The sequence below is a fragment of the Alloyangia pacifica genome (assembly GCF_020524285.1).
GTDB lineage: Bacteria > Pseudomonadota > Alphaproteobacteria > Rhodobacterales > Rhodobacteraceae > Salipiger > Salipiger pacificus_B.
This window is the reverse complement of record NZ_JAIVKX010000019.1, coordinates 72,620-94,698: the sequence shown is the minus strand read 5'-3', so window position 1 is coordinate 94,698 and position 22,079 is coordinate 72,620. Positions and strand designations below refer to the sequence as shown.

At 68.0% G+C, this 22,079-nt stretch carries 20 protein-coding genes and 1 pseudogene; 7 read left to right on the top strand and 14 right to left on the bottom strand.

Translation table 11 applies throughout. The annotated features are described in order from the left end of the window. Nucleotides 1-26: 26 nt before the first annotated feature. A complete protein-coding gene (locus LC039_RS22695) occupies nucleotides 27-1,730 on the top strand; it encodes an ABC transporter substrate-binding protein (RefSeq protein WP_226628489.1) in 1,704 nt (567 codons plus the stop codon). Between the two features lie 384 nt (nucleotides 1,731-2,114). After that, the gene (glpK, locus tag LC039_RS22690; RefSeq protein ID WP_226628487.1) at nucleotides 2,115-3,626 is read left to right on the top strand and encodes a glycerol kinase GlpK; all 1,512 of its coding nucleotides are present in this window, start codon (nucleotides 2,115-2,117) and stop codon (nucleotides 3,624-3,626) included. A gap of 65 nt (nucleotides 3,627-3,691) precedes the next feature. On the opposite strand, the gene LC039_RS22685 is transcribed toward glpK, so the two are convergent. From LC039_RS22685 to LC039_RS22675, 3 genes are read right to left on the bottom strand one after another with little or no spacing between them, the layout of a single operon-like run. After that, a complete protein-coding gene (locus tag LC039_RS22685; RefSeq protein ID WP_226628485.1) occupies nucleotides 3,692-6,352 on the bottom strand; it encodes an alpha-L-rhamnosidase in 2,661 nt (886 codons plus the stop codon). Between the two features lie 39 nt (nucleotides 6,353-6,391). Continuing rightward, nucleotides 6,392-7,072, bottom strand: a complete 681-nt coding sequence (locus LC039_RS22680) for a GntR family transcriptional regulator (RefSeq protein WP_226628483.1) — start codon at nucleotides 7,070-7,072, stop codon at nucleotides 6,392-6,394. A 32-nt stretch (nucleotides 7,073-7,104) separates the two neighbouring features. Further along, complete coding sequence (locus LC039_RS22675; protein ID WP_226628482.1) at nucleotides 7,105-8,001, bottom strand: dihydrodipicolinate synthase family protein; 897 nt, start codon at nucleotides 7,999-8,001, stop codon at nucleotides 7,105-7,107. Nucleotides 8,002-8,191: 190 nt separating this feature from the next. Here LC039_RS22675 and LC039_RS22670 point away from each other — a divergent pair, with 190 nt between their 5' ends. The 4 genes from LC039_RS22670 (at nucleotide 8,192) to LC039_RS22655 (ending at nucleotide 11,556) form a co-directional block, all read left to right on the top strand. Further along, complete coding sequence (locus LC039_RS22670; protein ID WP_226628480.1) at nucleotides 8,192-9,181, top strand: sialic acid TRAP transporter substrate-binding protein SiaP; 990 nt, start codon at nucleotides 8,192-8,194, stop codon at nucleotides 9,179-9,181. A gap of 5 nt (nucleotides 9,182-9,186) precedes the next feature. Then, on the top strand, nucleotides 9,187-9,714 hold the full coding sequence (locus LC039_RS22665) for a TRAP transporter small permease (RefSeq protein WP_226628478.1): 528 nt from the start codon (nucleotides 9,187-9,189) through the stop codon (nucleotides 9,712-9,714). Between the two features lie 26 nt (nucleotides 9,715-9,740). After that, nucleotides 9,741-11,045: a TRAP transporter large permease gene (locus LC039_RS22660; protein WP_226628477.1), complete on the top strand. Its 1,305-nt coding sequence runs from the start codon at nucleotides 9,741-9,743 to the stop codon at nucleotides 11,043-11,045. Between the two features lie 151 nt (nucleotides 11,046-11,196). Further along, nucleotides 11,197-11,556, top strand: a complete 360-nt coding sequence (locus LC039_RS22655) for a hypothetical protein (protein ID WP_226628476.1) — start codon at nucleotides 11,197-11,199, stop codon at nucleotides 11,554-11,556. On the opposite strand, the gene LC039_RS22650 is transcribed toward LC039_RS22655, so the two are convergent. From LC039_RS22650 to LC039_RS22615, 9 genes and pseudogenes are all read right to left on the bottom strand, one after another. After that, nucleotides 11,553-12,794, bottom strand: coding sequence for an MFS transporter (locus tag LC039_RS22650; RefSeq protein ID WP_226628475.1), 1,242 nt, complete (start codon nucleotides 12,792-12,794; stop codon nucleotides 11,553-11,555). The genes LC039_RS22655 and LC039_RS22650 overlap by 4 nt on opposite strands. Nucleotides 12,795-12,806: 12 nt before the next feature. Continuing rightward, nucleotides 12,807-13,163 carry a glutaredoxin domain-containing protein gene (locus LC039_RS22645; protein WP_226628587.1) on the bottom strand — a complete coding sequence of 119 codons (357 nt, stop codon included), beginning with the start codon at nucleotides 13,161-13,163 and terminating at the stop codon, nucleotides 12,807-12,809. 105 nt (nucleotides 13,164-13,268) lie between these two features. Next, nucleotides 13,269-14,306 (bottom strand): annotated as a pseudogene (gene cysK / locus LC039_RS22640) (cysteine synthase A); the annotation flags it as partial. A gap of 25 nt (nucleotides 14,307-14,331) precedes the next feature. Further along, on the bottom strand, nucleotides 14,332-14,463 hold the full coding sequence (locus LC039_RS26915) for a hypothetical protein (RefSeq protein ID WP_264179646.1): 132 nt from the start codon (nucleotides 14,461-14,463) through the stop codon (nucleotides 14,332-14,334). A 10-nt stretch (nucleotides 14,464-14,473) separates the two neighbouring features. Beyond that, nucleotides 14,474-14,911, bottom strand: a complete 438-nt coding sequence (locus tag LC039_RS22635; RefSeq protein WP_226628474.1) for a globin family protein — start codon at nucleotides 14,909-14,911, stop codon at nucleotides 14,474-14,476. A 92-nt stretch (nucleotides 14,912-15,003) separates the two neighbouring features. Then, nucleotides 15,004-15,702 carry a response regulator gene (locus LC039_RS22630; RefSeq protein ID WP_226628473.1) on the bottom strand — a complete coding sequence of 233 codons (699 nt, stop codon included), beginning with the start codon at nucleotides 15,700-15,702 and terminating at the stop codon, nucleotides 15,004-15,006. Next, nucleotides 15,699-17,606, bottom strand: a complete 1,908-nt coding sequence (locus LC039_RS22625; protein WP_226628472.1) for an ATP-binding protein — start codon at nucleotides 17,604-17,606, stop codon at nucleotides 15,699-15,701. The genes LC039_RS22630 and LC039_RS22625 overlap by 4 nt, the downstream gene beginning before the upstream one ends. A 1-nt stretch (nucleotide 17,607) precedes the next feature. Beyond that, a complete protein-coding gene (locus tag LC039_RS22620) occupies nucleotides 17,608-18,657 on the bottom strand; it encodes an adenylate/guanylate cyclase domain-containing protein (protein WP_226628471.1) in 1,050 nt (349 codons plus the stop codon). Between the two features lie 10 nt (nucleotides 18,658-18,667). Further along, a complete protein-coding gene (locus tag LC039_RS22615; RefSeq protein WP_226628469.1) occupies nucleotides 18,668-19,024 on the bottom strand; it encodes a group I truncated hemoglobin in 357 nt (118 codons plus the stop codon). A gap of 296 nt (nucleotides 19,025-19,320) precedes the next feature. Between LC039_RS22615 and LC039_RS22610 the strand changes: the two genes are divergently transcribed. After that, complete coding sequence (locus tag LC039_RS22610) at nucleotides 19,321-19,470, top strand: hypothetical protein (protein ID WP_226628468.1); 150 nt, start codon at nucleotides 19,321-19,323, stop codon at nucleotides 19,468-19,470. Nucleotides 19,471-19,653: 183 nt separating this feature from the next. Here LC039_RS22610 and LC039_RS22605 read toward each other — a convergent pair whose 3' ends face one another. Together LC039_RS22605 and LC039_RS22600 are read right to left on the bottom strand one after the other, a co-directional pair. Then, nucleotides 19,654-20,790, bottom strand: a complete 1,137-nt coding sequence (locus LC039_RS22605; RefSeq protein ID WP_226628466.1) for an NAD(P)/FAD-dependent oxidoreductase — start codon at nucleotides 20,788-20,790, stop codon at nucleotides 19,654-19,656. Between the two features lie 40 nt (nucleotides 20,791-20,830). After that, complete coding sequence (locus tag LC039_RS22600) at nucleotides 20,831-22,078, bottom strand: flavin-containing monooxygenase (protein ID WP_226628460.1); 1,248 nt, start codon at nucleotides 22,076-22,078, stop codon at nucleotides 20,831-20,833. Between the last annotated feature and the right edge of the window lies 1 nt (nucleotide 22,079).

Below are 22,079 nucleotides of genomic sequence, written 5' to 3'. Positions count from 1 at the left end.
AAAACGGTTCAATAAGGGAGGAAACCATGAACCTGAAGACAACGACCGCCATGGCGCTCGCGCTTGGCCTGCTGAGCGGGCCGGCCTTCGCCGACATGGAGGCGGCCACGGCCTTCCTCGACGCGGAGATCGGCGATCTGTCGACGCTCTCGCGCGAGGATCAGGAAGCCGAGATGCAATGGTTCGTCGATGCCGCCCAGCCGTTCCAGGGCATGGAGATCAAGGTGGTTTCCGAGACGATCACCACCCACGAGTATGAAAGCCAGGTGCTTGCCCCGGCCTTCGAGAAGATCACCGGCATCAAGATCACCCATGACCTCATCGGCGAGGGCGACGTGGTCGAAAAGCTGCAGACGCAGATGCAGTCGGGCGAGAACATCTACGATGCCTATGTCAACGATAGCGACCTCATCGGCACCCATTGGCGCTACCAGCAGGTGCGCAACCTGACCGACTGGATGGCCAACGAGGGCTCCGAGGTGACCAGCCCGACGCTGGATCTCGACGATTTCATCGGCACCCAGTTCACCACCGCGCCGGACGGCAAGCTCTACCAGCTTCCCGACCAGCAGTTCGCCAACCTCTACTGGTTCCGCTACGACTGGTTCACCGATCCCGACATCATGGCCGAATTCCAGGAGAAATACGGCTACGAGCTGGGCGTGCCGGTCAACTGGTCGGCCTATGAGGACATCGCCGAATTTTTCACCGGTCGGAATATCGACGGGCAGGAGATCTTCGGCTCGATGGACTACGGCAAGAAGGACCCCTCGCTCGGCTGGCGCTACACCGACGCGTGGATGTCGATGGCCGGCATGGGCGACAAGGGCGAGCCGAACGGCCTGCCGGTCGACGAATGGGGCATCCGGGTGAACGAGAACTCGCAGCCCGTCGGCGCCTGCATGTCGCGCGGCGGCGCGGCCAACAGCCCGGCGGCGGTCTATGCCGTGGACAAGGCGATCGAATGGCTCAACAAGTACTCGCCGCCCTCGGCCATGGGCATGACCTTCTCCGAGGCCGGCCCGGTCCCGGCGCAGGGCAACATCGCGCAACAGATGTTCATGTACACCACCTTCGTCGCCTCGCTGGTCGAGCCCGGCCTGCCGGTGATGAACGAGGACGGCACGCCCAAGTGGCGCCTCGCCCCCTCGCCGCATGGCGTCTACTGGGAGGACGGCATGAAGGTCGGCTACCAGGACGTGGGATCCTGGACCCTGATGAAGTCGACCCCAGAGGACCGCGCCAAGGCCGCCTGGCTCTACGCACAGTTCGTCACCTCGAAGACCGTGGACGTGAAGAAGAGCCACGTCGGCCTGACCTTCATCCGCGAGAGCTCGATCCAGGACCAGAGCTTCACAGACCGCGCCCCGAACCTCGGCGGCCTGGTGGAATTCTACCGCTCGCCGGACCGCGTGCGCTGGTCGCCCACCGGCACCAACGTGCCGGACTACCCCAAGCTGGCGCAGCTGTGGTGGCAGAATATCGGCGACGCCATGTCGGGTGCCAAGCCCGCGCAGGAGGCCCTCGACAGCCTCTGCTCGGACATGGAGCGCGTGATGGAGCGCCTCGAGCGCGCCGGCATCCAGGGCGACCTGGGCCCGGTGATGAACGAGGAGAAGGACGCCGAGGAATGGCTCTCGATGGAAGGCTCGCCGAAGCCGAAGATCGAGAACGAGCGCGAGGAGCCGAAGACCGTCTCCTACGACGAACTCGTCGCCTCGTGGAACTGAGCTAGGTGATCTGGGGCGGGCTTCGGCCCGCCCCCGTTTGCTCGTCTTCGCCATGGCCATGTCGGGCCATCGCCGATACGAGTTGAGTAAGAGATTGAAATAGGGAAGAGATGTCGGGAGGCTCTTTGGTCGAGAGACTTGAGAGATGCGCAACTTCGCCCGGAATCGAGGCGAAGCCGCCGGGCAAGCGCCTGCCCGTCCCGGCGGGCTGGCGCTGTGTCATCGTCGCGCGACGTTCGGAAGTCGTCCCGTTTTGTCTAGGATAAAGCACAGATCACGACCGTTGCAGCGCCATCCCACGGGCAGGTGCCCGCCCGGCTCCCGCTACGCCCGGCCCAACGGTGGGCAACACGTAACGACTCAAACAAAGGCCGAAAGACACCCATGACCCTCATCCTCGCCATCGACCAGGGCACCACCTCCACCCGAGCGATCCTCTTTGATGAAAAGCTGCAGGTCGTGGCCTCGGCGCAGGAGGAGTTCCCGCAGCACTTCCCGCAGAGCGGCTGGGTCGAGCACGATCCGCTCGACCTGTGGTCGACAACCGCCGCCACCTGCCGCGCCGTCGTGGAAAAGGCCGGCGTGGGCGCCGAGGACATCGCCGCCATCGGCATCACCAACCAGCGCGAGACCACGGTGGTCTGGGACAAGACCACCGGCAAGCCGATCCACAATGCCATCGTCTGGCAGGACCGCCGCACCTCCGAGCTCTGCCGCACCCTGCGCGACGAGGGCTTCGAGGAGACCGTCACCGAAAAGACCGGCCTGCTGCTCGACCCCTATTTCTCCTCGACCAAGCTCGCCTGGATCCTCGACAATACCCCGGGCGCGCGGGAGAAGGCCGAGGCGGGCGAGTTGCTCTTCGGCACGGTCGACTGCTGGCTGGTGTGGAAACTGACGGGCGGCGCGGTCCACGCCACCGACGCCACCAATGCCGCACGCACCATGCTCTACAACATCCGCGAGGGGCGGTGGTCGGAAGCCATCTGCAAACGCCTGAACATCCCCACCAACATGCTGCCCGAGGTGCGCGACTGCGACGCCAGCTTCGGCGAGTGCCGCGCCGATCTCTTCGGCAAGCCGATCCCGATCCTCGGCATCGCCGGCGACCAGCAGGCGGCCACCATCGGCCAGGCCTGCTTTGCGCCCGGCATGGTCAAATCCACCTATGGCACCGGCTGCTTCGCGCTGCTGAACACCGGCGACGCTCCGGTCGTGTCGAAGAACCGCCTGCTGACCACCATCGCCTACCGCATCGACGGCAAGACCACCTACGCGCTCGAGGGCTCGATCTTCGTCGCCGGCGCCGTCATCCAGTGGCTGCGCGACGGGTTGCAGGTGATCCGCCACGCCGCCGAGAGCCAGCCGCTGGCCGAGGCCGCCGACGAGGCGCAGGAACTGGTGCTCGTTCCCGCCTTCACCGGGCTCGGCGCGCCCTATTGGAACGCCGACTGCCGGGGCGCGATCTACGGGCTCACCCGCAATTCCGGCCCCGCTGAGTTCGCCCGCGCCGCGCTCGAGAGCGTCGGCTACCAGACCCGCGACCTCATCGAGGCGATGAAGGCCGACTGGAGCGCCGAGCATGGCGATGTCGAGATGGCGGCGCTGCGCGTGGACGGCGGGCTCAGCGCCTCGGACTGGGGCATGCAGTACCTGTCGGACATCCTCGACGCGCCGGTCGAGCGGCCCACGGTGCTGGAAACCACCGCCATGGGCGCCGCCTGGCTCGCCGGTCAGAAGGCCGGCCTGATGCCGGGGATGGAAGAGTTCGCCGCCGCCTGGGCCCGCGATGCGCGTTTCGAGCCGAAGATGGAAGCCGCGACCCGAGACCGGAAATACGCCGCCTGGAAACGCGCGGTCGAGGCGACCATCGGCTTCGGCTCGCCGAACGGCTGAGGCGAAGCGGGAGGCGGCTCTCCTTCGAGAGCAAGGCGCCTTCACGGGCCTTCACCCTGCGAAGCTCAGCCGTCCTGGCGAAGGACAAGCCTGTGCCGCCCGGCCTCCAGCGTGAAGGCGGCCTGCCCGTCCCGGCGCCAGCCTTCGGGCAGTGCGATATCGGCTCGGGTGCCTGGGGGCAGCGACACGTCCCAGATCACGGCCGCGCCGTCATAGACCCAGGCACTCTCGACCGGCCCCGTGGCCGCCTCGTAGCGCGCTTTGACATGACCGATGCGGCGGTCGAAGACCGGGCGCATGGTGAGCCTGCGATAGCCGGGCCCGGCGGCGTTCCAGTCGATCCCTGCCAGCCGCGCCCAGATCCATTCGCCGACCGCTCCGTAGGCGTAATGATTGAACGAATTCATCGCGGTGGATTGAAAACCAGTTTCCGGAGTCCAGCCGTCCCAGCGCTCCCAGATCGTCGTCGCGCCGTGGCGGATCGAGAAGCCCCAGGATGGATAGGTATCCTTCAGCAGCAGGTCGACCGCCCGCTCCGGGCCCAGCCAGTCGCAGACCACCGGCGCCAGGTGGCGCACGCCGAGAAAGCCGGTCTGCAGGTGGCCCTCCGCCGCGTCGAGCAGGGTGCCGAGCCGCGCCGCCGCCTGCGGGCGCAGGGCCTCGGGCAGCAGGGCAAAGTCGAGCGCCAGCAGGTAGGCGGTCTGGGTGTCGCCGCTGAGCTGGCCGTTCTGCCAGAAGCGGTCGAGGAACGCCGCGCGCAGCCGCGTCGCAAGCTCGGTCCAGCGCGTTTCCGGCTCGCCCAGCACCCCGGCCAGCCTTGTCATGATGTCGGCGAGGTGGATCCAGTAGGCGGTGGCGACCAGCGCCCGGTCGGTCGCCGGGCCGATCGACAGCCAATCACCGTAGTTGTTGTGCACCGACCGCGTGCGGATGCCATCGGGGTTCTCACGCTCGATATAGTCCATCCACGCGACCAGCGGCGCCCACATGCGGCGCAGCAGCCCCGCATCGCCGTAGCGCAGCCAATGGTCGCGGCACAGGATGACCGGCGCGTCGCCCCAGGCCGGTGCGCCGGGCTGCGGTGTCAGCCGGTAGGGGTTGAGCGGCTTGGTCGGCGCCACATCGGGAAAGACCCCCTCGGCGGACTGGCCGTCGACCATGTCCAGCAGCCACTTCTCGGTGAAGGCGCTGACGTCCATGAAATAGCCCGCGGTGCGCCAGAACACCTGCGCGTCGGCGGACCAGCCGTAACGCTCGTCGCGCTGCGGGCAGTCGGTGGGCACCGCGAGGAAATTGCCGCGCTGGCTCCAGAAGATGTTCGAGATCAGCTGGTTGACCATCGGGTGGCCGGTCTCGATCTGCCCGGCACGCGGCAGGTCCGACTGGATGGCGATGGCGCGCAGGGTCAGCCGCTCGAGCGGGCCGCTGGCGCTGAGGCCAGCGTACTGAAAGCCATGGAATGTGAAGCGCGGGGTGAAGCGTTCCGGTCCGCCGCCCTTGCAGATGTAGATGTCCTCGCTGACCGCGAAACGCAGGTTGGCGGTGTAGAGCGCGCCTTCTTCGTCCAGCCGCTCGGCATGGCGCAAACGGATCTCTGTGCCCGCAGGGGCCTCGACCTCCATGCTCACGTAGCCCGCGAGGTTCTGGCCGAAGTCGAAGATGCGCTCGCCGTCGGGGGCCCGGGTTTCGCTTTGCGGCTCCAGCGACGCGACCTCTCGGGCCAGCGGCGCGCGGGCGGCGTCGAGCTGAGGTGCCACGGGATCGGGGGTGAAGACCTCGACCGGCTGCCAGTTGATTTCCTCGAAGTCCGCCGTATCCCAGCCGAGCATTTCGAGCCGGGCGTCATACATCTCGCCTGCAAGGAAATCCGAGTAGCAGACCGGCCCCTGACGGGTGCGCCAATGGTCGTCGGTGACGATGCGCCGGGTCCGGCCATCGGCAAATTCGAGGTGCAACTGGCACAGGAAGGCCGGGCGTCCGCCGTAATGGTTGCCCGCGCGGCGCTGATTGTGGCCGATGCGGCCCGAGTACCAGCCCTCGCCGAGGATCGCACCGAGGGCGTTGCGGCCTGCTTTCAGATGATCGGTGACGTCATACACGGTGTATTCGGTTCGGATGTGGTAGTCGGTCCAGCCCGGCGCCATCACGTCCTGGCCGATGCGCGCGCCGTTGAGATGCAGCTCGTAGAGGCCAAGGGCGGTGACATGGACAAAGGCGCGCACCGGGGCCTCGGGAAGATCGAAGGTCCGGCGGAGGTAGTCGGCGGGCCGGGCCTGAAAGCGGTTGTCATAGGCGCTGTCCTGCGGCACCTCACGTCCGGCGGGCAGGACGAAGTAGCGAGCGATCCACTCGGCCTCCCAGTCCGCCGCATCGAGCCCGGTGAAGATCGGCGCTGGCTCTGACCATGTCTCGGCGCCCTGCCCGTCGCGCAGGCCCACGGCCCACCACAGGCGCGAATCACGCGGCAGAGACGCGCCGGCGTAGCGCAGCGGCGACGGGGTGCCCGGCAGCCAGCCGCTGTCCCAGAGATCGCCGTGCCCCGAGGCGACCGCGTCATGGTCGCGACCAAGCACCACCCGGCTCGCGGCCAGCGACGCCTCCCCCTCGCAGCCCCAGCTCAGGCGGGGCGTGAGGTCGTTCAGACCCTTCGGGACGGCCTGCAGCTCGCAGCGCAGCGCAACGGGGCGCAGGTCTGCGCCTGCGGATCGGTCGCCATATGCGGCCATGTCAGGTCTCCAGTTCAGATCTCAAGTCGGGTCTCGAGGTCAGATTTCCAGCGCCCGCTCGCGGGCATTGGCGATATGGCGGTCCATCGCCGCCGTGGCTGCCACCGGATCGCGCGCCAGAAGCGCCTCGATCACCGCGATATGGTCGGCAAAGGCGGCAGGCAATGTCACCGGGCTGAGGCGGATACGGTCGAGCTTGATCAGCCGGATGCGGATCGAGTTGATGTCATAGGCCGAGATGATCAGCTCGTTCTTCGTCGCGCCGATCAGCAGAGCGTGGAAACCCGTGTCGATCTCCTGCCCGCGTTCCAGAACCGCCTCGCTGGGGTCAGCCTTCACCTGCGCCAGCACCTCGCGGTGCAACGCGAGCTGCGCGCGGATGACCTCGTCGGGCAGGGTCCGCACCGCGTTGAGCACCGCCTCGCGCTCAAGCGCCGCGCGCATCTGGAAGGCGTCGCGGATCATCGGCAGGTCGATCGCGGGAATCTGGATCCCGCGCTGCGGCAGCACGTTGATCAGACCCTCGGATTCCAGTCGCGGCAACAGCTCGCGCAGCGCCCCGATCGACAGGCCGAGCATGGCCACGAGATCGCGCTGGCTGACCAACTGGCCGGGCCGGAGGCGGCCGTCGAGCAGCGCCTTCTGGAATTGCTCGTAGCCCGATTGCCGGACCCGGCCGTCGTGGCGCTTCTGGGTCTCCTCGGCGCGGTTGCCCGGCATAAGCTGTCTCCTGTCGTCTTTCCTGCGGCGGCTCAGAGCGTCGCGCCCGTGAAGCCCAGTTCCTCGGCGAGACGGGCGCTGAGCCCGGCCTCCAGCGGCGCCAGCGGCGGCACGGTGCGGCGATAACCGTCGTCGCCGTAGCGGGCCGCCACGAGCGCTTTCAGAACCACCAGGCCGCCGTGAGCGTCAACCGCCTCGATCCGCATCGCCGCGCGTTTCTCGAAAGCTGCATCCACCTTGCCACCGCAGAGCGTAACGCTGTCCGCCGGGAAGAGGTTGACCAGCCCGCCGATCATCCCAGCGCCACCCGCCGCGACCATGCGCGTCAGGATGCGGTCGTCGCCGGTGAAGACAGACAGCTCGGGAAAGGCGTGGATCAACTCGAGCCCGCCCTCGAGGTCGCCGGTGGAATCCTTGATGCCGATGACCAGTTCGCCGAGCCTCGCCTGCACCGCGCGCACCAGCGCCGGGGTGAATGTGACGCCCGAGAAATGCGGGAAGTTGTAGAGCACGATATCGAGGCCGGGATTGCCTGCCTTCTCGGCCACCGCCGCGTAGAACTCGGCCACCGCCTCGTCAGACGAAGGCGTGTAGTAGAACGGCGGGATGATCAGCGCCGCGCGGCAGCGAAGGTCCGCGCAGGCCCGGTAGAGCCGGGCCGCATCCTCGACGGCGGACGCGATGATGCCGGGCACCTGCCGCGACATGTCATGGCCCGCATCCTTCATCGCTTGCAGCGCCGCGATTTTCTGGTCGGTCGAAAAAGACGCGCCCTCGCCCGTCGTGCCGAAGGCCGAGGTGAAGGCGCAGCCGGCCTCCAGCATCGCGTCGCAATGCGAGATCAGCCGCGGCACGTCGATCTCGCACGCTGGGGTCACCGGCGTCACCGCGGCGCCGACCACCCCCCTGAAGTCCGTGCCTGCGCGCATCCCGTTCTCCTCCGATTCACCGGACAACCAGCCGTATCGGCTTGATTGTTTTATTAATCCTATAACTGATACAATCAGTGTTTACATAAGCCACTTCGCTTTGTAAAGTCTGCAGCAATCGCCGCCGGAGGAGGGTCCGGCCATTGGCAAAGCGGCGAAAATCCTTAAACGGAATTCAGGGAGGACTGATATGACATTCACACGCACGCTGACCGCGCTTGCCCTCGGCACGGCGCTGGTGACCCCGGCGCTCGCCGCCGACCAGATCGAGATCAAATACACCACCGCCTCGGTACCGACCGACCTGCACACCAAGGCGATGCAGGTGTTCAAGGACGAGCTCGAGGCCCGCGTGCCCGGCCGCTTCGACGTGCAGCTCTACGATTCCGGCTCGCTCTTCGCGCAGGGCGCCGATCTCGACGCGCTGCAGCGAGGCAATGCCGAGATGACCTACCTGTCGTACCAGCTGATTGCCGACGCGATCCCCGCCTACGGGCTGCTGACCGCCGGCTACCTGTTCCAGAGCCCCGAGCACTACCGCGCCTTCCTGAGCTCCGACATCGGTGCCGAGTTCAAGCAGACCGTCTCGGACGAGATGGACGTGCAACTGCTCGACACCTGCTATCTAGGCACCCGCCAGCTCAACCTGCGCAGCGCGCGTGACGTGAGCACGCCGGACGACCTCGCGGGGCTGAAGCTGCGCATGCCCGGCTCCGACGCCTGGCTGTTCCTCGGCAGCGCGCTCGGCGCCGCGCCGACGCCGCTGCCCTTCGGCGAGGTCTACCTCGGCCTGCAGACCGGCACCATCGACGCGCAGGATAACCCGCTGCCCACCGTCGAGGCCGCGAAGTTCTACGAGGTCACCGAGCAGATCGTGCTGACCAGCCACCTTGTCGACGGCATCAACATCGCGATCAACAACGAGACCTGGGACCAGCTCTCGGACGAGGAAAAGACCGCGATGACCGAGGCCGCCGTCGCCTCCTGCGACTGGAACAACGCCGAGCGCGTGGCCAACGAGGAGCGGCTTGTGGACTTCTTCAAGTCCGAAGGGCTGCAGGTCACCGAGCCCGACGTGGACGCCTTCCGCAGCCACGTGCAGGATGTCTACTTCAGCTCTGACCGCTCGGCCGACTGGCCCGAAGGCTGGGCCGAGAAGATCAACGCCCTGGCGGAGTGATCCGCGTGACGGCCCGCACCGACCCCGAGACCGAGGCGACCCGCCCCGGCGCTCTGGAAACCCTTGGCCGCCTGCTTGCGCGGGCGGCCGATGCAGTCGGCATCGTGATGTTCCTTGCCGCCTTCGCCGGGTTCATCGTGCAGATCTTCTTCCGCTACGTGATGGGCACGCCGCTGGTCTGGTCCGAAGAGTTCGTGATGATCGCCTTCATCTGGACGGTGTTCTGGGCCGCAGCATTCCTCGTGCCGATCCGCGAGCACGTGACCTTCGACGTGGTCTATGACGTGGTCTCGCCGCGCACGCAGCGGGTGATGGCGATCTTCACCATGGTCGTTGCGCTCGTCGCCTTCGGCCTGCTGATCCTGCCGACGCTGGACTACCTCGACTTTCTCACCCGCAAGAAGAGCCCTGTGCTGCGCCTGCCGATGCACTGGATCTACGGCTGCTACCTGCTCTTCGTCGTCGGCCTGACGCTGAAAATGCTCGGTCGCCTGCTGCGGCTCTTCGGGCCGCGCTGGCGCGACGCCCTCTGACTCCCCTCCGACCCCAAGGGACATCAATGGAATTCTTTGCCGACAACGCCCTGCTGCTGATGATCGGGCTGCTGGTCATGATCACCGTGGCCGGGCTTCCCATGGGCCTCGCGATGATCGTCTCGAGCGTCTTCTACCTGCTGATGGCCGGGCGCGACATCGGGCTGGCCGCCGAGAACGTGCTGAACGGGGTCTTCGGCAACTTCGTCGCGCTGGCGGTGCCGCTGTTCATCTTCGCCGCCAACATCATGAACGCGGGCAAGGTGTCGGATCGGCTGCTCACCTTTGCGCTGGCGCTGGTGGGCCGGGTGCCGGGCGGGCTTGCGCAGGTCAACATCCTGACCTCGCTGATCTTCTCGGGCATGTCGGGATCGGCGATCTCGGACGCGGCGGGGGTCGGCAAGGTGATCACCGACATGATGACCAAAGACGGGCGCTACCCGCGCGGCTTTGCGGGCGCGATCACCGCGACCTCGGCGGTGGTCGGCCCGATCTTCCCGCCCTCGATCCCGATGGTGTTCTACGCGCTGATCTCCTCGACGTCCGTGGGCGCGCTCTTCCTCGGCGGGGTGATCCCGGCGGTGCTGCTGGTCGTGGTGCTGGGCATTGCGGTGATGGTCATGGCAAGGCTCCGCGGCTTCCCGGTCGAGGCGGCGATCCCCTGGCGCACCTTCCCGCTGGTCTTCCTGCGCGCCGCGCCGGCGCTGATGATGCCGGCGATCCTGCTCGGCGGCATCTACACCGGCGTCTTCACCCCGACCGAAGCCGCCGCCGTCTCGGCCTTCTACGCGCTGCTGCTGTCGGTCTTCGCCTACCGGGTGCTGGGCCTGCGAGCGTTCCTCGACGTGGTCCGCGCCACGGTGCGGACAACCGCCGTGGTCACCATCGTTCTCTGCGGCGCTTTCATCTTCAACTACGTGATCACCGTCGAGCGGGTGCCGGCCAGCGTCTTCGCGTTCTTCGAGAGCATGGACCTGAACGCCATCCAACTGCTGATCCTGCTCAACCTGCTCTATCTGGCGATGGGGTGTTTTCTCGACGTGTCGACGATCATGCTGGTGGTCACCCCGCTGTTCCTGCCCTCGGCGGCGGCGCTGGGGATCGACCTGACGCACCTCGGCGTGGTTCTGGTCTTCAACATGATGATCGGGCTGATCACCCCGCCCTACGGAATATTGCTGTTCATCATCAAGGCACTGAACGGCATCCCGGTGAGCGAGATGATCCGCGAGGTCTGGGTGTTCCTGGCGATCCTCATCGCGCTGCTCCTGGTGCTGACCTTCGTGCCGGACCTCGTGCTCTGGCTGCCGCGCGCCGCCGGGATGCTCTGAGGCTGCGCGGGGCGGCCTTACGCCCCGCCCGGATCGCCGTTTCTAACACTCCTGCAACAATCGCCCCGCAGCATGGCTCCAGCTCCTGCAGACCCGCCGCCGTCTCGGTCTCGGGGGTCTTCAGGCCCTCCGGAATTGCGGGAGAACGACGATGTCCGATGCCCTGGAAGCGCTCATGCTGGTGGCCTTTTCTACCGGCTGGTACTGCTCGATCTTCAAGATGCTCCGCACTCGCGAGGCGCGCGGCAAGAGTCTGCCCTTCGTGCTGGTGATCTGTTTCGGCTACCTCTGCGGGGTCGCCTCGAAGCTGCTGATCTGGCACGAGACGGGGGCGCTGCCGCCGATCGTCTGGCTCTATGCCCTGAACTCCATGGTCATCGCCGTGGATGCCTGGCTGGTGATGCGCTACACCCATGCGCTCAAGAGGCGGGCCGACTGGGACAGGCCGCCCCTGCGCGGGACGGCCCTGCACGGCTCTGCCCTGCCGCGGGTTCCGGTGCCGAAGCTCTAGGCGGCGCTGGCCACCTCCGGCGCGGGCGGGCCTGCCCTGCCGCGCAGCACCAGGGCGCCCAGCGTGAGGATCAACCCGAGGTTCGCCACCCCTGCCAGCGCCGCCACGCCGAAGGTCAGCCCGTAGCTGCCGGTCATGTCGAAGAAGGCGCCGCCGAGCCAGCCTCCCAACCCGTGACCGCCCCAGGCAAAGGCAATGATGATGCCGCTTGCACCGGCTCGGCAGTAGGCCGGGATCAGCGCGCGGATGGTGGTCAGCACCCCGGTCATCACCCCGGCGTAGCCGAAGCCGTAGATCGGCGCGAAGAGGTAGAAGAGCCCGATGTCGTCGATCTGGATGAAGACGTAGACCAGCGCGGTCTGCCAGGCGCTGGCCGCGAGGTAGGCCGGCAGCGCACCGATCATGTCCGCCAGCTTGCCAAAGGCGACCCGGCCCGCGATGGCGGTCAGCATCATCACGAAGAGAACGCCCCCGGCCTCGGGGCCGGTCGCCCCGCAAAGCTCGACCAGCGGCGCGAGGTGCATCAGCGGCACCGACATCAGCGCGCAGCAGAAGATGACGCCAAGGCTCATCAGCACCACGACAACGGCAGGGCGAACGGCGGGGGCATCCTCCTCGACCTGCGCGCCGGGGCCACCGTCTTCGGTCTTCGGGGCGCGCGCCAGCAGCGCCAGCGGCACCATGATGACCAGCGAGGCAATGCCGATGGCGACAAAGGCCCCGCGCCAGCCGAAGGCGCCGATCAGCATGGCATTGGCGAGCGGGATGCCGCCCTGCCCCATGGCCTGACCGGCCGAGACAATGCCGATCGCCAACCCCGCGCCGGTGCGGAACCAGCTTCCGACAAGCGCGAAGAGCGGCGCAAACAGCGCCCCGCCGCCAAGCGCGCCCGCAACGAAGAACAGCCCGTAGAGCTGCCAGAGCGTGGTGGCAAAACCAGCCGCCGTGACGCAGAGCCCGGTGACCACGGCGCCGGCCAGCACCACCTTGCGCGTCTCGACCCGGTCGGCGAGCCAGCCCATGGCGATGCCGCCCACCGCGAGGCCGATCAGCCCCGCCGAGTTGATCAGCGCGATGTCGCCCCGGCTCCAGCCCTCGCTCTCTTCGAGCGGGGTGAAGAAGGCCGAGAGCCCGTTGACCAGCTGCCCCATGGCCACCGCCAGCACCACCGAGGCGGTACCGACGATGATCCAGCGGTAGCGGTCCGGCTCCACCGGGCTGTCCTTGACCTGTTCCATCGTCTCTCCTCCTCAGGCGGTGGCCGGCTTGCGCGGATGCAGCCAGGCGGGCAGGAAGCCGTAGGCATTTCCGATGCCCTCGGTATGGACCTCGCGCCCCTCGGCGGCCAGCATTTCCTGCAACGTACCGCTGTTGAAGGCGTCGAAGGTCTCGGTCGCGCCGCCGACGTGTTGCCCGCCGATGAAGATCTGCGGAATGGTCACCGCGCCGGTCTTCTCGGCCAGCGCCCTGCGCAGGGCCCCGCCGCGGTCGTCCTCGCGATAGGCCGCGCCGTCGAGGTCGACCGACAGGTACTCGATCTCCGCCGCGGCGAAGAGCTTGCGCACCGACCAGCAGAACTCGCACCACTCCAGCGCGAAGAAGACCACCGGCTGGTCGGGGTCCGAGATCAGCGCCTCGAGGTCGGCCTTCGCCTCCTCGGTCGCCGCGACGGGCGCGGCCTGCGGCGCCGGGGCACTTGCGCCCGCATCGAAGCGGAAGCGCGGGGTGGAGGCGGCGATGTCCAGTTCCTCGACGTTCATCACCTCCTCGATCTCGGCAAAGAGCGGGGTCGAGAGATAGCGCTCGCCGGTGTCGGGCAACATGGCGAGAATGCGAGACCCTTTCGGCGCGCGCCGCGCCACCTCCAGTGCGGCGGCAAAGGTCGCGCCGCCGGAGGTGCCGCAGAGGATGCCCTCGTAGCGCGCCAGATCCTGCGCGCAGGTCATGGCATCGGCGCCCGCCACCGGCTGCAATTCGTCGATCCACTCTTCCTGCAGCACGTCGTTGACCAGCTTCGGCACGAAATCCGGCGTCCAGCCCTGCATCAGGTGCGGGCGAAACGCGGGGTGGCTGGCGGCAGGCGAGCCGTCCGCATTGTAAGGTTGGCAAAATCCCGAGGCGATGAGCGCGGAATTGTCCGGCTCGGCGGCGACGATCTTCGTGTCCGGGCTCTCGGCCTTCAGCCTGCGGGCGACACCCTTGAGCGTGCCGCCGGTGCCGAAGCCGCTGACCCAGTAGTCAAGCGGGGCATCCTCGAAGCAGTCGAGGATCTCCTGCGCGGTGGTGCGCGAGTGGATGTCGGGGCCTGCCTCGTTCTCGAACTGCCGGGCGAGGAACCAGCCGTGCTTCTCGGCCAGCTCGCGCGCCTTGGCGATCATGCCCGAACCCTTTTCCGAGGCCGGGGTGAGGATGACCTTGGCGCCGAGGAAGCGCATCAGCTTGCGGCGCTCGATGCTGAAGCTCTCGGCCATGGTGACCACCAGCGGGTACCCCTTGGCGGCGCAAACCATGGCGAGGCCGATGCCGGTGTTTCCGCTCGTCGCCTCGACCACGGTCTGGCCGGACTTGAGCGAACCGTCGGCCTCGGCGGCCTCGATGATCCCCAGCGCCAGCCGATCCTTGACCGAGCTCATCGGGTTGAACGCCTCGAGCTTGACGTAAAGCTCGACACCCTCGGGCGCGAGCCTGGTGATGCGCACGATGGGCGTGTTGCCGACGGTTTGCAGGATGTTCTGGAAAGCCTTGGTCATCGGAAAGTCCTCTTGTGAAAAGCGCTCAGAGGAGCGGGAGAATGCAATGGGCGAAGACCCCGAAGGCCGAGGCGAGCGCAGCGGCGGCGAGGAGCCTGCGCGGCCCCGCCGCCTTGAAGGCGGCGGGCGGGATCGAGGGGGCGGGAGCATTGGGCATGGCGCGCTCCTCAGGCCGACTTGCGGGCTTCGGCGGCCTGCGCGCCGGCCATCATCGTGCCGGCCACCGCGCCGTAGGCGGTGATCCAGGCGTCGCGCACCTCGGCGGTGAACCCCTCTTGCAGGTGCGCTTCCATGGTCTCGATCAGCGCGCCGCCCACGGTGGTGTAGTCGCTGTCCTTCACGCCGTAACCGACGTGGCGGGTCCCCATCTCTTCGAGCGGGCCGAGCACGGCCGACAGATCGTCCGCATTCCGCACCACCAGCGCCAGCGCCGCGACGAGCTTCTTGCGCTGCGCAGGCAGGTCGGTCTGGGCAAAGAGCGGGCGCAGCGCCGGATCGCGGCGGAACAGCGCGGCGTAGAAATCGGCGGTGAACCCATCGGCATCGGCGGCCAGCACCTGCCAGCTGGCGCGGATGTCGGAAATGTTCTGCGGTGTCAGGCTCATGGCGCTCTCCTCTGGATCGGATGATGCAGCCAGTCTGCGCGCCCCGGGTTTCCGCCCTGTTTCCGCCCTAGCGCGCCGGTGTTTCAAAGGTTTCAGCCCGGATCGTAGATGTAGCCAACCCCGCGCACGGTGCGGATCACCTCGGGCTTGGCCGGGTTCACCTCGATCTTCTTGCGGATGCGCGAGATGCGGATGTCGATCGACCGGTCGAAGGGATCCCACGCCCGGTCGTGCGCCCCCTCGAGGATCTGGTCGCGATTGAGAACCCGGCCCCGGTTGCGGGCAAAGAGCTTGAGAAGGTTGAACTCCATGGCGGTGAGCGGCAGCTCGATGCCCTCCTCGTCGAAGAGTTTCGCCGCGTCGAGATCGAGCCATGTCTTGCCGAAGCGGAAGCGGGTGCGCTCGCGCGGCGCCTCCTCGGGGGCCGAGGTCTGGCGGCGCAGCACCGCCTTGATCCGCGAGGCGAGCTCGCGCAGATCCACGGGTTTGGCTAGGTAGTCGTCGGCCCCCATCTCGAGGCCGACCACCCGGTCGATCACCTCGCCTGCAGCGGTCAGCATGATGACCATCGGTGCCTCGGGGCCCTGCAGGCTGCGCAGCACGGAAAGCCCGTCTTCACCCGGCATGTTGATGTCGAGCAGAATAAGGTCGGGCCGGTCCTGCGCCAGTTTCTCGCGCAGCTCGTCCGCCCCGCCCGCCAGCGTGGTGCGGTAGCCGCGCTTGCCGAGGTACTCGCCGACCATCTCGCGCAGGTCCTGCTCGTCGTCGCAGATGAGGACGTGATCGCTCATGCGCCGCCCTCCAGCATGGTGCGCGCGAGCCGCCGCAGCTCTTCGGGGGCGATGGGCTTCTCGAGAAACGGCCGTCCGGCGCCGTCGAGGAAGCCGCGCGCCTGCGGGCTCATCGTATCGCCCGTGACGAAGCCCATGCGGCGCGCCATCGCGGGGCGGTCGCGCAGGAGCCGCTCGTAGAAGCCGCGCCCACCGAGCCCCGGCATGTTGAGATCGGTGAGGATCAGCGCGAAGTCCCGCCCTGCCAGCAGATCGAGCGCGGTTTCGGCTGAGTTCGCCACGGTCACCTCGAACCCGTCACGCAGAAGGATCTCGCGGATGAGGTCCGAGACGTCCTCCTCGTCGTCCACCACCAGCACCGCTCCGCGCCCGGCGGGGGTCTCGGTTGTCGTCTTGCCCGGGGCCTGCGCCGTATCCGCCTCAGTGGTCGGCAGGCGCACCACGAGAGTCGCACCCTGCCCTGCCGCGGCCAGGGAAATGGCGCCGGAATGGGCGGTGACGATGCGGTGGCAGAGCGCCAGCCCGATGCCGGTGCCCGAACCGACCGGCTTGGTGGTGAAGAGCGGGTCGAAGATGCGGCTGCGGATGTCCTTCGGGATGCCCGGCCCGTCGTCGGCGACGCGCAGCTCGACCACCTGCGCCGCGGGGTCGTGGCTGAGGGATATGTCGATCCGCCCGCCCGTGCCGCTCTCGCCGATGGCCTGATCGGCGTTGGTCACGAGGTTGATCACCACCTGCGCGATCTGGTGGGCGTCGCCGCGCACCGGCGGCAGGTCCGGCGCGATCTCCAGCGACACCTCCGCCCGCAGCCCCTCGGCGCTTTGCGAAAGCGCGCCCACGGCGGTCTCGACGGTCTCGGCGATATCCATGGGCACCAGCCGCGCCGGCTGCTGGCGGGCCATGGCGAGGAAGGACTTCACGATCCGCGCGCAGCGCTCTGCGGCGTCGGAGATCTTCTCGACCCGGCGGCGCACATCGTCGGAAATCTCTTCGTCGCGCAGCATCAGCGCGTGGCCGACGACCACCGAGAGCGGGTTGTTCAGCTCATGCGCCACCCCGGCCAGCAACTCGCCGAGCGCCGACATCTTCTCGGCCTGGAAGATCTGTTCGCGCTGTGCGGCGAGGCGACGGCGCAGGTCCACTTCCTTCGAGACATCCACCGTCGCCGAGACCAGCACATCCTCGCCCCGATACTGGATCAGCCGCGCCGAGACGAGGCTCGGGAAGCGCGCGCCATCGGCGCGGATGCCGGTCACCGGCATGTCGTCGACCCGACCGTCGGGCAGCACGGCGGTGATGAAATCGGCCCGCTCGGCGCGCGAGGCGAAATGGGCGTGGGTATGCTCGGCGCTGCCCAGAAGCTCGCTGGCGGCGGGCGAGCGGTAGATCACCTCGCCATCGCCGACGCGCGACATGATGATGTTCGCGGGGCAGCTCTCCAGCACCTTGCGCACCAGCTGGTCGGCGGCGCGCTCGGTTTCCTCGAAGGCGCGGCGCTCGGTGATGTCGGTCTGCACCAGCACGAAGCCGCCCGCGGCGGTGCTGCGCAACAGGATCTCGGTAACCCGGTCGCCGCCCTCGATCTCCAGCGGGGTCACCATCCAGTCGCCGCCCGCCAGCCGCGCCTCCATGAAGCTGAGCCGCTCAGCGTCCCCGGCAGTCAGACCGCCGCGGATCACCCATTCGCGCAGCAGGATGGACCAGTCGAGCCCCTCGGCCAGCAGGTCCGCCACCGCCGGGTTCATCTCAGCAAAGCCGCGGTTGAAGCGCAGCAGCAGGGCATTCTCGTCGAAGATCGCCAACCCCTCGGAAAGCGCGTCGATCACCCCTTCGAGCATATCCGCCGGGCGGTGCCCCGCGCCGTCCCCCGCTTCCGGGACCGAAGGGTCGAAGCGCACTGCCATCTCAGCGCTCCTGCGCCGCGCGCATCTCGGCGGCGATGCGGAACACCGCCTCCTCGCTGCCGTCAGAGAGCGTGATGCTGCCCGCCTCGGCGGCGGTGAACGCGTCACCGAGCCGCTCGACCACCGCACGATTTCCGGAAATGGTCATCGGCTCAGCCTTGTAGCGCAGCTGGCTGGCGGTGATCACCGCCGGGCCGAAGACGTCGTAGATGTATTTCTGCACGCCGACGACAGAGCCGACCACGGCGCCCGCGGCGATGCCGACCCGGCAGCGCCACTGGATCGGGTGGCTGCCGTTTCGCTGGTTGAGATAGCGCATGAAGCGGATGGCGGCATTGGCGGCGGCCTGCGCATGATCGTCGGTAGGATCGGGCAGCCCCGCGACGCCGATGTAGAGATCGCCCACCGCCCGGATCCGCGCGCAGCCGAACTGCTCGCCGATGCGGTCGAAGGCGGTGTAGATGTCATTGAGCTCCGAGACGATCACCGCCGGCTCATGCGCGCTGACCATTTCGGAAAAGCCGACGAAGTCGAGGCAGACCACCGACACCGGATCGTAGAGCCGCGGCGTGACGATGCCGAAGGTCTTGTATTCCTCGTAGACCGAGCGCGGCATCATGTTGAGCAGCAGCTTCTCGACCTGCTCCTTCTCGCGCTTGATCTCGCGGGTGTTGCGCTCGACCATCATCGAGTAGCTGTCGATCATCGACTCCAGCTCCTTGATGCGCGAGATGTTCTGGCACACCAGCACCGCGATCGGCTCTTCCTCGTCGAGCGCGCGGTTGAAGTCCATCGCCACGGTCATCGTGCGGCGGCGCAGCCGGAAGGTGGTCTCGGTGGTGTAGCGCCCTTCGGCGGCCAGCGCCGCGCGCAGGGCCTCCACGTCGAAATCCTGGAACTGCTCGAGCAGGTTGGAGCCCACCTCGATCTCGCCGAACCAGCCGCGGAAGGTGTCGTTGCCGAAGCGCAGGCGCAGACTCTGCAGGTCGAGCAGCGCCACCCCGACCCCGATCGCCCTCAGCAGCTGCTCGTTGATCGCGGCGATGGTCATGGCGCCTCTCCTATTCCGTCACCAGGTTGCGCCGCGCCTCGAAGGCGGCAAGGATCGCGTCCTGATCTTCGGGCGCCACCCCGTGATCGGCCAGCGTGGCGCGGAGCAGCGATTGCAGCTTGTCGAAATGCAGCTGATGGATCTCGAGATGCGCGTGCATCTTGCGGATCTGGTCGTCGGTGTAGGAGGCCGGGCCTCCCATCAGCGAGGAGACGAACTTGGTCTGGTGATCGACGATCCGGGCCATGTCGATCTCGTCGAAGAACGGCCCGACGTCATCGTCGTCGAGCAGCCGGTCGTAGAGGTCGAGGACGATCTTGCTGACGACGGAAAAGCCGCCGTACTTGTCGAACAGGGACTTTTCCATGGCCACCTCCCCCGGAGCGCGGGGCTCCTCGGCGTAAGAATGCGCTGTTTTGTAATGTTCTACAAACATGCGGGATCTTGCACCTCTGTGGCAAGGTTTTCGTCGGGCGGGGAGAGTCCAGCCTTGGCGGCACATGTTTCAGGCGCGTGTCGTAGTGGGCGCGGCTTTGTTTCGATTGTTTCAGGCGCGGGATGACCGGCGATACGGCGGATACCTTTCCGGCGCCGGGCCGACATCGGGCTGAAACCGCTGCGGGCGAGACTTCCTCATCACCCTGATGAAGAAGGATACTACAAATGAAAGCCCTGAACGATCTGCACGATGCCCTGCAACATCGCCGCGCCGAGCGCCGCCTGCGCCGCGCCCTGCGCGCCCTGCCCGGCGGCACCGACGAGATCGTCGAAGCCGAGCGCCAGCGCATCTACCGGCGCATCCACAATTGCTGAAATACGCAGACGGACACCGCGAAGGACCCGCCGAAGTGGCGGGTCCTTCTGCTTTCGGTCATGATGTTGGTAACGTCGCGCCGCGCTCATCCGCCCGCAACCGAGGCAAGGCCGCCGGACGAGGGCCGCCCCGTCGCCGCAGGGAGGCCCTCGCCCGGCTCTCGGTGCACTGGCGGGGCGCCTTCACGCCACCCGCCGCACCTCGTCCCGCGTCCCGGCAATCCACGCCTGGTTGGCCTTCATCACCCGGTTCAGCTGCTTGTGCAGCCCGGCCAGGTCACCCAGCGACCAGTCGAAGCTTGCGATACGGTCGGAAAGCTCGAAGATCGGCAGCGACAGGCGATCCCGCTGCGCCTCGTAGCAGCCGAGCGTGCCTGTCTTCACCGCCTTGACGAGCATCTCGGAGTCGCGGAAGGCATCGGTGATGCCATGGGCGGTGATCGGATCACGGAACCAGCTGGCATCGCCGACCAGCGCCCAGCCGGGGCCTGCACAGCGCCGCATGTAGCCCTTGAGCCCCGCGAAGATCACCCGTGCCTCGAGCGGTTCCGCGCCGGTCATGTCCTCGGCCATCACCGGCATGTGGCGCGCGGCCAATTCCTGCACCGAGGCGCTGCGCAGCTCGGCAGCAGCGTGTTCCGGCAGCGCGACGAATGCGCAGCTGCCGCCGCCGTTGGTGGGGATTATTCCGCCCGCCGCGGCTTCGGCGAAATGCCAGCGGAAACCGCGGTTGGGCAGGCCCGAGACATATTGATAGGCGCAGGCGACCGTGTGGCGGGCCTGACGCGTGACCTCGGCGCCCACCAGCCGCGCGACGCGCGAGCGCTTGCCGTCGGCGCCGATGACCAGCCCAGCGGAGACCTCGCGCGTGCGCCCATCCGGCAGCGACACACGTGCGCCGGTGACCCTGCCCTGCGCGTCCTTGATGAGCTCGGTGCAACTGGTCTCGAAGCGCAGCTCGGCCCCGGCCTCGGCAGCGGCCTCCGCGAGCATCCGGTCGAGCAGGTGGCGCCGCGGCGCCATCAGGGTCTCGACGCCATGTTCGGGGCGCAGGTCGATGTCGAAGGCGTCCTCGCCGTAGATGAAGCTGGTGCGCGCGATCTGCGGTGTTCCGGCGGCGCGCAGCGGCGCGGCAAGGCCCCAGCGCTCGAGCAACATCACCGCGCCGCGCATCAGCGCATGGGTCGACATGGTGTCGCTCCCGCCGCGCGCGCTGTCGATCAGCAGCACCTTTGCCCCGCTGCGGGCCAGTTGCAGGGCCGTGGCGGCCCCGGCGCAGCGGGCCCCAACGATGAGTGCGTCGTAAGTCTCTATGGTCATGTCGAAATTCCCTTGTGGTTCCGTGTCGGGTTGAACTCTGTCAGGCGGCACGCGAGATGCCCCGGCGCAGGCCGGCGGCGATATGCGGGGCGAGCTCTTCGGCATCGCGCCCGACCCCGTGGATGAAGGCCGAGGCCCGGTGGCGCAGGAACGGCAGGCCGAGCGCGTAGAGGCCGGGCTCGGCGGTGACCCCGCGGTCGGTCTCGAGTTCGCCCGCGGCGCCCAGCACCGGCAGGTGCAGCCACGGGTAGGCGCGACGAAAGCCGGTGGCCCAGACGATGGTCCGGATGCCCCGGGCTGTCAGATCGAGGCGGTCCGGCCCGGCGTGCGGCAGGTCCGGCGCGTGCCAGGCGCCGGGATCATCGGGCAGCGCGCTGCCGGTCTCCGCGAGGTAGGTCTCGAGAAGGGTCAGCAACTTGCGCCGCCGCCGCTCGCCGGCGGCGATCTCGGCGCCAAGCGCAGGATCGAGACGCAGCACGCCACCCTCCGCCCCGAGCGCCCGCCCCACCAGATGCACGCCCACGGCCTGCAACCGGTCGAGACCAAGCGCCTCGCCGCCGCCGGAGCCGGTGAGCTGCAACGACGGAAGTGTCATCAAATGCGCCGGATGAGCATCCGCGGGGCGCGGGCTGCCCAGAAACCCGCTCTGCGAGAGCAGCTCGAAGACTTCCCGTCCCCGGTAGCGGCGCGGCGCGCGGACATGGCGGCCCACGGCCAGCGTCACCGGACGCCCCGAGCCCTGTATCTCGGCGGCCAGCTGCACCCCGGTGGCAGACGCGCCGACGATCAGCACACCGCCCTCGGGCAGGCGCTCCGCGCCGCGGTAACGGGTGGGCACGATCTGGGTGATCTTCTTTGGCAAGGTGCTGGCCCAGGCCGGCACCGCGGGCCGGTCGCAGGCGCCCGTGGCGATGACCACTGCCCTGGCGAACCATTGCCGTCCGCCCGCGACCACGCGGAAACGGCCGTTCTCGCGCGCGACCGACTGCACCTCGCAGCCCGTCACCACCGGCGCCGAGATGGCCGCGCTGTAGCGCTCGAGCCGGGCAGCAAACTCGGCGGCGGACATGAAGCCGTCAGGTTCGGCCTCGGGCCACGGCCCCGGCAGGCGGTTCATCCAGTTCGGGGTCAGCAGGTGCAGCCCCGGCCAGCGCTCAGAGTGCCAGCGCTCGCCCACCCGCCCGCGCTCGAGCAGGACGTGGTCGATGCCGCGGTGCGACAGGGCCCGGCTGAGGGCGAGGCCGGCCTGGCCGGCTCCGAGGATCAGGACGCTGGTTGCAGTGCTCATG